Annotated in this window: 8 protein-coding genes; 5 read left to right on the forward strand and 3 right to left on the reverse strand. The window is 70.3% G+C overall.

The window, feature by feature from the left end:
* Window positions 1-36 precede the first annotated feature (36 nt).
* The 4 genes from V1457_RS13440 (at window position 37) to V1457_RS13455 (ending at window position 4,503) form a co-directional block, all read left to right on the forward strand.
* Window positions 37-1,512: a helix-turn-helix domain-containing protein gene (locus V1457_RS13440; RefSeq protein WP_338604091.1), complete on the forward strand. Its 1,476-nt coding sequence runs from the start codon at window positions 37-39 to the stop codon at window positions 1,510-1,512.
* A 166-nt stretch (window positions 1,513-1,678) separates the two neighbouring features.
* On the forward strand, window positions 1,679-2,899 hold the full coding sequence (locus V1457_RS13445; protein WP_295140479.1) for a type III PLP-dependent enzyme: 1,221 nt from the start codon (window positions 1,679-1,681) through the stop codon (window positions 2,897-2,899).
* A gap of 84 nt (window positions 2,900-2,983) precedes the next feature.
* Window positions 2,984-3,385, forward strand: coding sequence for an adenosylmethionine decarboxylase (gene speD, locus V1457_RS13450; RefSeq protein ID WP_338604095.1), 402 nt, complete (start codon window positions 2,984-2,986; stop codon window positions 3,383-3,385).
* Window positions 3,386-3,630: 245 nt separating this feature from the next.
* The gene (locus tag V1457_RS13455; protein ID WP_233628579.1) at window positions 3,631-4,503 is read left to right on the forward strand and encodes a spermidine synthase; all 873 of its coding nucleotides are present in this window, start codon (window positions 3,631-3,633) and stop codon (window positions 4,501-4,503) included.
* A 52-nt stretch (window positions 4,504-4,555) separates the two neighbouring features.
* On the opposite strand, the gene V1457_RS13460 is transcribed toward V1457_RS13455, so the two are convergent.
* Window positions 4,556-5,662, reverse strand: coding sequence for a hypothetical protein (locus V1457_RS13460; protein WP_200073442.1), 1,107 nt, complete (start codon window positions 5,660-5,662; stop codon window positions 4,556-4,558).
* Between the two features lie 224 nt (window positions 5,663-5,886).
* Window positions 5,887-6,234 (reverse strand): Lsr2 family protein, encoded by a 348-nt coding sequence (locus V1457_RS13465; protein ID WP_200073441.1) that lies wholly within the window; start codon window positions 6,232-6,234, stop codon window positions 5,887-5,889.
* A gap of 432 nt (window positions 6,235-6,666) precedes the next feature.
* Between V1457_RS13465 and V1457_RS13470 the strand changes: the two genes are divergently transcribed.
* Complete coding sequence (locus V1457_RS13470; protein WP_338604100.1) at window positions 6,667-7,152, forward strand: Lsr2 family protein; 486 nt, start codon at window positions 6,667-6,669, stop codon at window positions 7,150-7,152.
* A gap of 215 nt (window positions 7,153-7,367) precedes the next feature.
* Here the strand turns inward: V1457_RS13470 and V1457_RS13475 are convergent, their stop codons facing one another.
* Window positions 7,368-7,568, reverse strand: coding sequence for a hypothetical protein (locus V1457_RS13475; protein ID WP_200073439.1), 201 nt, complete (start codon window positions 7,566-7,568; stop codon window positions 7,368-7,370).
* Window positions 7,569-8,081: the final 513 nt, after the last annotated feature.

Genomic DNA, 8,081 nt, shown 5'->3' on the forward strand with positions numbered 1-8,081 from the left:
TTCACCTGGCGCGAGCCGCGGGTGCACAGTGTCGGGGTGCTGCTCAGCGATCTGCTCGCCGACCCGGAGCTCGGCCTGTCCCCGCTCGCGCAGGCCGGCGACCCGGTGCTGCGCGGCGTCTACATCACCGACCTGCTGGACCCGCGCCGCTACCTCGCAGGCGGCGAACTCGTGCTGACCGGCATGATGTGGCGCACCGGCCCGGACGACTCCGAGCGCTTCGCCGCCGCCATCGCCGATGCGGGCGTGGCCGCGCTCGCCGCAGGCACCGCTCGCCTCGGCAGCACCCCGCCCGACCTGGTCGAGGCTTGCCGCAGGCGCGGCGTGCCGCTGGTGGAGGTCCCGCTCGCGCTGAGCTTCGGCACGCTGTCCGAGCGGGTGATGGCCGCGAACCGCGCCCCCGGCCGGGACTGGGTCGCGGCCGTGGCCGCCGGAGCCGACCTCGAGCAGGTCTTCGACCGGGCCGCCGCGGAACTCGGCGCGGACTGCTGGGCGCTGTCGGCCACCGGCCGGATCGTCGCGGGCTCGGCCCCGCTGCCGCAGCGGGACGAGCTGGTGCGCGACTACCTCACCGGCCGCACGACGCAGCAGTTCGCGGTGCGCACGGTCGGGGAGGGCAGCGGCCCGCGGATCGCGCACTGGTTCGTCGTGGTGCGCTCCGCCGCATCCGCGGCCGCCGAGCTCGCCACCGTCGCGGCGCTGGTGCGCACCCGGGTCGACCAGGCCCGGCAGATCGCGGGCCAGTCGGTGGAGTCCGCGCTGCGCCGCTTGCTGGACGGCACCTCCAGCGCGGCGGAAGTCGTGGCGCGACTGGAAACCGTCGGCCTCCCGGCAGGCGAGCCGGCACGCGTGGTGCTGCTGTCCACCGGGCAGGACCCGGTGGTCGAGCCGGACTCGGCCGACGCGATCGCCGTGCTGCGCGAGTTCGCCGCCGCCACCGGACTCGCCTCGGTCACCGCCCCGCTGCGCGACGGCGCCGCCGCGGTGTTCGCCGCCGACGAGCGGCGGCTGGCCGAACTCCCGGACCGCTTCCGCGAGCTGCTCACGCACGCCGAACTCGCACTGCGCGCGCAAGCGGGCATCAGCGACGTCCGCGACCCGGGCAACCTCCGCGCCGCAGTGGAGGAAGCCGGCTACGCGCTGCAGCTCGCCGAACGCGCCCCGCGCAACTCGGTGGTGCCCGCGGACGAACTCGCCACGCACCGCGCGCTGCTGGCCGCGGTGCCCGCCGAGCTGCGAACGTCCTACCGGGAGCGGGTGCTCGGGCCGCTGTTCGCCTACGACGCGGCGCACGCCGCCGATCTCGTCCGGACGCTGCGGATGTTCTTGGAATGCGGCGGCTCCTGGTCGCGTTGCGCCGGGAGCTTGCACATCCACGTGAACACGCTGCGGTACCGGATCGGGCGGGTGGAGCGGATCACCGGCAGGGACCTCGGGAACTTCTCGACCCGAGTGGACTTCCACCTCGCGCTCGGGCTCGCGGCCGAAGACGCCGCCGCGAGCCGCGGGTGAGTCGTGGGAGTGGTCACAATCCACTCCGACGACCGGGGGAAGTCACCCGAACAGTTCGTAATCCGCAGCTCGGACCGGTACTCTGCTTGGTCGGCACGCAGCGCCCCGCTGCGTCGACCGGACCCGGAAACCACGCGAGGCCACGCGGAACACGGAGGTAACGGGATTGACCGACTTGTCCGCCACCACCGGTGTGACGGACCGCCCGAGCGACGAGACCGTCGCCGGAAGCGCGGCACGTTCAGCTGAACGGATCCGGGGACACCTGGACCGCGCGGTACTCCCGACCCCGTGCCTGGTGCTGGACCTGGCGGTCGTGCGCGAACGCCACGCGCAGCTGCGCGAGGCGCTGCCGGACGCGCGGATCTGCTACGCGGTCAAGGCCAATCCCACTGCCGAAGTCGTCTCCTCGCTGGTCGAGCAGGGCAGCTCGTTCGACGTGGCCAGCCCCGGTGAGATCGACCTGTGCCTGGCGCACGGCGCCGCCGCGGAATCGATCTCGTACGGCAACACCATCAAGAAGCGCGCCGACATCGCCCGCGCCTACGAGCAGGGCGTGCGGCTGTTCGCCACCGACAGCGACGCCGACCTCGCCAAGATCGCCGAAGCCGCGCCGGGCTCGCAGGTGTTCTGCCGCGTGTTCGTGGACAACGAGGGATCTCGCACCCCGTTCGGCCGCAAGTTCGGTTGCCCGCCGGAAACCGCGGTGCGGCTGCTTGCCCGCGCCGCCGAACTCGGCCTCGACCCCTGCGGGGTGTCGTTCCACATCGGATCGCAGCAGCACGACGCGGCCGCGTGGGAGCACGGCATCCGCGCCGCCCGCGAAGTCTTCGACGGCGCCGCGCAGCGCGGTGTCGCGCTGCGGATGGTCAACCTCGGCGGCGGACTTCCCGCCGAATACACCGAATCCGCTCCGCCGCTGGCCGACTACGCCGAGCGCATCGAACAGGCGCTGGACCGCGAATTCGGCGCGCAGCGCCCGGAACTGCTGATCGAACCCGGCCGCTTCCTGGTCGGTGACGCCGGCGTGCTGCGCAGCGAAGTCGTGCTGGTCGCCGCGGAGACCGGCAGCGATCGGCGCTGGGTCTACCTGGACGTCGGCCGCTACAACGGGCTCGCCGAGACCGAGGGCGAAGCCATCACCTACCGGCTGCGCACCGCCCGCGACGGCGACCCGGCCGGCCCGGTCGTGCTGGCCGGACCGACCTGCGACGGCGACGACGTGCTGTACCAGCGCGCGGGCTACGAGCTGCCGCGCACGCTGCGCGACGGCGATGTCGTGGACCTGCTCAGCGCAGGCGCTTACACGGCCAGCTACGCCTCGGTCGGGTTCAACGGTTTCCCGCCGCTGCCCACTTATTGCATCGACGGGCACGAGCGACCCTGACCGCTGCGGCCCCGCCCGGCCGCAGCGGTAGCTACCGAAACACGTTCACCAGGCGAAATCTGTGAAATGTTGGGAGGTCGATAGATGTCGATTGATGCCGGAACCCTGCAGCCCATCGGTCTGTTCACCGGGCAGCACGTCCTCGCCGAGCTCGAAGGCGTGGCCGAGCAGCTACTCGACGACGAGCAGTTCCTCAGGGACACGCTGCACAGTGCGTTGAGCCGCTCGCAGGCCACGGTGTGCGAAGTGATCGCCAAACGGTTCGAACCGCAAGGCGTCACGGTGCTGGCATTGCTGTCGGAATCCCATGCCTCGCTGCACACCTATCCCGAAGAGGGCTCGATCTTCATCGACGTGTTCACCTGCGGGCACACCGCGCAACCCGAACGCGCGGTGGAGCTGCTCGCCGAGGCGCTGCGGCCGGAGTCGGTGAACACCCGCACGATCCGCCGGGGCCGCGACTACCCGGAAGAACTGGCGTCGTGACCGGTGCTCGCCGGCCCGCCGCAGCGTGGGCCGGCGAGCAACGCTCCACAATGGACATACGATGCGGCGCGCCGGCGCCCGGCACGCGCAGCGGTCCGGGCCGGGCGCGCGCGACATCCTGGCGCGCCGCGGCCGAACACCCCACCTGCGCGGCGCGCTCTGCCACACTCGTCCCGCCGGGCGCGTTCTCCGCCCCACCGGGCGACATCCCCCAACGCGGGCGACATCTTCGAGGAGGAGCACCGTTGATCGAACTCGACGGGCAACGCTGGGTCAGCGAACCCCTGGGTGCCGACATGCGCAGGCTCTGGCGGGTCGACGAAGTGCTGTGGGAGGGCGACACCGCCTACCAGCACGTGCTGATCGGCCGCACCGGGCAGGGCGCCTCGCTGTTCTGCGACGACGACCGGCAGAGCACCGAGTTCTCGCAGCTGGTCTACCACGAGGCGATGGTGGTCCCCGGATTCCTGCTGGCAGGCAAGCTGGACCAGGTGCTGATCATCGGTTCCAGCGAAGGCGTGGTCAGCGAGCTCGCGGTCGCCGCGGGCGCCACCCGGGTCGACCACGTGGACATCGACCAGGAGTGCGTCCGCCGCTGCGCCGAGCACCTGCCCTACGGCTACCGCGCGCAGGACCTGCCCGCGCTCGAACGCGGCGAAGGTCCGATCACCCTGCACTACGCCGACGGCTGGAGCTTCCTGGACCAGGCCCCGCCGGAGGGCTACGACCTCGTCGTGGTGGATCTGCCGGACGAGCAGGCCGAGGACGCCGACGGGCAGCACAACCGGCTCTACGGCCTGGAATTCCTGCAACGCTGCCAAACCGTGCTCGCACCGGGCGGCGTCGTCGCGTTCCAGGCGGGCTGCCCCACGATCTGGCGCAACGAGACGCTGATCCGGTCCTACAACCGGTTCCGGTCGGTGTTCGAGACGGTGACCTACTTCGGCTCCGACGAGCACGAGTGGTCGTTCCTGTTCGGCCGCGCCGATCCGGTGGACGACCCGACGAACGTGATGCTGGACGCGCTGCCGAACAGCAAGTACCAGCCGCAGACCATCGACGACGCCAGCCTCATCGGTTGCACCGTGCCACCGCACGCCGTGCGCCAGCAGAGCTGAGCCGACCGCGAACCGCCCGCCGGAACACCGCGTCCGGCGGGCGGTTCGCGTTTCAGAGGAAGTGCAAGTAGGGGTGCAGCGCGCCGGTGCCCGCCGCGGGGCTGAACCACTTGTCGAACGACAGGCCGCGCTCGCGCAGCCCGGCTTCGACGTCCGCGGTCAACGTCTCCTCGGCGCTGTCGTCGAGCTGCACGTCGACGTCGTAGAGCTCTTCGTGCGCGGTGCTGGTGAACGCGGCCGCGGTGAACTTCGCGAAGATCGGCGCGCTGTCGGCCCACTCCAGCAGTTCCGCGGCTTCCAGCAGCACTTGCGCCTCGTGCACGATCAGCCGCAGCGCCAGCGCCTCGGCGACGCAGCGCGGCGGCACCCATTCCGTCGCGGCCAGCCGCTCGGACACCGCGGCGGACGAGAGCAGGAACGCGCGCGCGAAGGTCGAGTCGTAACGCTGGTCGTAGCAGGGCGGCAGTTCTTCGAGCACCAGCAGGCCGGCGGCTTCGTCCACGGTGGCGTTGTTGATCGCCAGCGACAGCTCGTCGTAGAAGATCTCGTCGGTGACCACCCGGACCGCGTGGATCAGCGCGCCCGCGGCCAGCTCGGCCTTTCCCGCGGCGGCGTCTTCCGCAGCGCCGGTGCTTTCCGGGGTGAACGCCTCCGCCCCGAACGCGCGCAGCCGACCGGCGCATTCCAGCAAGGTGTCCCGCCAGCGCTCGGTCTCCCAAGCGGGTTCCGCCGAGGAGGACTCCAGCGCCTCCTCGACCGCGGCCTGCAGCTCGCTGGAGGCGCTGTCCGGCGCGGTGAGTTCGTCGGCCCCTGCGAGGCTCTGATTGAACTCGTCCTCGGTGATGCGCACCGACGAGTCGGCCACCGTCCACGACGACAGCTGCTCGATCTCGCCGAGCAGCTCGTCGAGCACCGTCGCGCCCGCCCATTCCGCCGCGGCCAGCGAGGGGGCGTCCAGCACCAGCACCACGTTCGCCCGGTCCGGCTGGGTGGAGATCCGGAAGTCGAGCACGTCGATGTCGGTCTCTTCCGGACCGGTGACGCCCTCCACCAGCGCGAGTCTGCGATCCAGCAGCGCGACGACACCTTGCTGCTGCAAGGCGTCGAGTTCCTTGACCGCCGCCGGCGGTTCCAGTTCGGCCGTCACCACGTAGTCCACCGCTGCTCGCCTCTCCTTTCCGGGATGCCCGGCATGTTACGTGGCCAACCCGGCCGGGACCCGGTTGCGGGGAGATCTGCCGAGCCGCTCGTTTCGGCCATTCCCGGCGGCCGCCGAGAACCCGGGTGCGAGTTCGCGGCAGCGGGCGGAATGTTGCGAGGTTCGCGCGCGGCTAGCGGCGAAATGTTCCGGTCCGCCGCGGCCCTCGCAACATCCCGGGTGCCTCACTTGGCCTTGTCGTAGGCTTCCACGATCTCCGAGGGAATCCGGCCCCGATCCGACACCTGCATCCCCTGCGTCCGCGCCCATTCCCGAATGGCCTGGTTGCGCTCCCGATCCGCCGCGGTGGGTGCGGCGGAGGGGGACTTGCCCGCCTTGCCGCCCGTCCGCTTCCGGCCGCCGGTGCGGCGCGCGTGGGAGACGTACGACGCCAGCGAGTCCCGCAGTTGGGCGGCGTTGTCGGCGGACAGGTCAATGGTGTAGTCGACGCCGTCCAGGCTGAACTCGACCGTCGACTCCGCTTCCGACCCGTCGACGTCGTCGACGAGCTGCACTGTGACCTTCTGCGCCACTGGTAAACCCTCGATTCCCGGTTCGTTTTTCCTGGCCTTCGCGCAAGAGCTTACGACGAAGAGCGGGGGAACAATAAACGATTGTTGCGAAAATGTGCCACCCCGGTCCCGGGTGCGCGGCTGCGCTACCTGGATCCGCTACTCGGCTGCTTGTGCTGCATATTACTTTCTCGATTTCGCGGCGATCGGCTACCGTGGCCTCGGGTGGTTCGCCCGTCGGCCCCGCCTCCGGGTGGCTGTCGGCTCCTGGGAGTCGAACGGCTCGAGGACCACGTGCCCCCGCACGGCGGTTCTCAACCGCCGGTGGTGCTGTTCTATCGTTGACCGCGAGACAACAGCGATGCTGCGTGCTACAACGTTGGTCAGGGTCGCAGGTGTCTCGCCTGCAGGTGTCGCGGATCGAGACGGGGCACGTTCCCGAGACAGGTGATCATGGCCGAGCGGATTCAGGTCGAACTCGTCGACGACATTGACGGGTCGCCAGCCCAGCAGACCGTCACTTTCGCGCTGGACGGCGTGACCTACGAAATCGACCTGAGCGAGCAACATGCGCGGCGGTTGCGGACGCTGTTGGCTCGCTACATCGAGCGGGCGACGGTGCCCGGCAAGGAGCGGGAACAAGAACCCGCCGCACCGAGCAAACGCCAGGAACGCGAAGAACGCGCGGCCCGCCAGGCGAACCGCGCGCTCACCGAAGAGATCCGGGGCGCCGCGCAACGCACCAAGGATCGGCTCAGCAAGCAGCAGGACGCCGAGCCGGCAGCCGAGGAACCGGAAACCGAGGTCGTCGAATCCCCCGCCGCCTCCCTGCCACAGCGCGATGAGCGCGGGCAGCGGGACGAGGATCAGCAGGACGACGGGCAGACCGCGGCGGTCCCGGCGGTGTCGTTGCCGCAATTCTCGTCCGCGGTGGACTGACTTCCGCTCCTGGTCCCGGTACCGCAGCGGCCGGGCGTCATGACCGGTTCGCAGGCCGAACCGACGGCAAGACGCAAAGAACCGCATCGTGGGTCTTCCGCGATGCGGTTCTTCTTGCTCCCAGTGTTCGTTCCCGGCCTGTTGTCGTTCCCGGCCCGTCTTCGTTCTCGCGGTCCGTTTTCGCGCGGGCGCGCGTGTGCGAGCTCGCCGCGGACTCAGTCGTCGGCGCGGTGCCTGCGCTTCTTGCCGCGGCCTTTGGAGTTGTGGTGCTTCGCCGGTTCGGCTTCGGTCGCGGCCGGCTCGGCGTTCTCGGCCAGCGCCGCGGCGAACTCCGGGGGAGCGCTCAGACTCCAGTTGTTCTCCTCCGGGTCGATGAGTTGTTCCTGCAACTCGGTGTAGATCGGTGTCGAGTCCACCGCTTACCCCCGTCCTGTCGGTCGGCCCTCTTGGTCGACGATCGACGCTACCGGCGCGCGGGCGCGATCGATCGCGGAACGCTCGGTGATCACCCGAAGGTGGGGCGCCCCGGCAGCCTCATCCGACGGGCCCTCCGCAAGCCTCCATCCGGGTGATGCCGCAATTGCCGGGCGTGACCTGCAGTTTCAGCATCAAGTGGGGGGCGGTTTCAACGATGTTTTCCCGGGCCTGTAAGTTTCTCTCCGTCAGCGCGGAACGGGCCGGAAACGAAACGGACCGGGCGGTGGCGGAGTCCGGGGCCGAAAGGCCGCGGGCGGTGGAGAACTTCAAAGCAGGATCGACCGCGGGCCGGTTCAGCGCGGGTGACCGTGAGGTGACCCCCCTGAGAACGGCGGGGTTCGGGCCTGCTAGAGTTTGAAACATCAGCAAGACGAAGAGATGACTCCCCGGGGTTTTGGTGCCTGGTTGGTGCTGGGGTTCTGGTGTGGGTGTGTTCTTTGAGAACTCAACAG

It is taken from the genome of Saccharopolyspora sp. SCSIO 74807, assembly GCF_037023755.1.
Classification (GTDB): domain Bacteria; phylum Actinomycetota; class Actinomycetes; order Mycobacteriales; family Pseudonocardiaceae; genus Saccharopolyspora_C; species Saccharopolyspora_C galaxeae.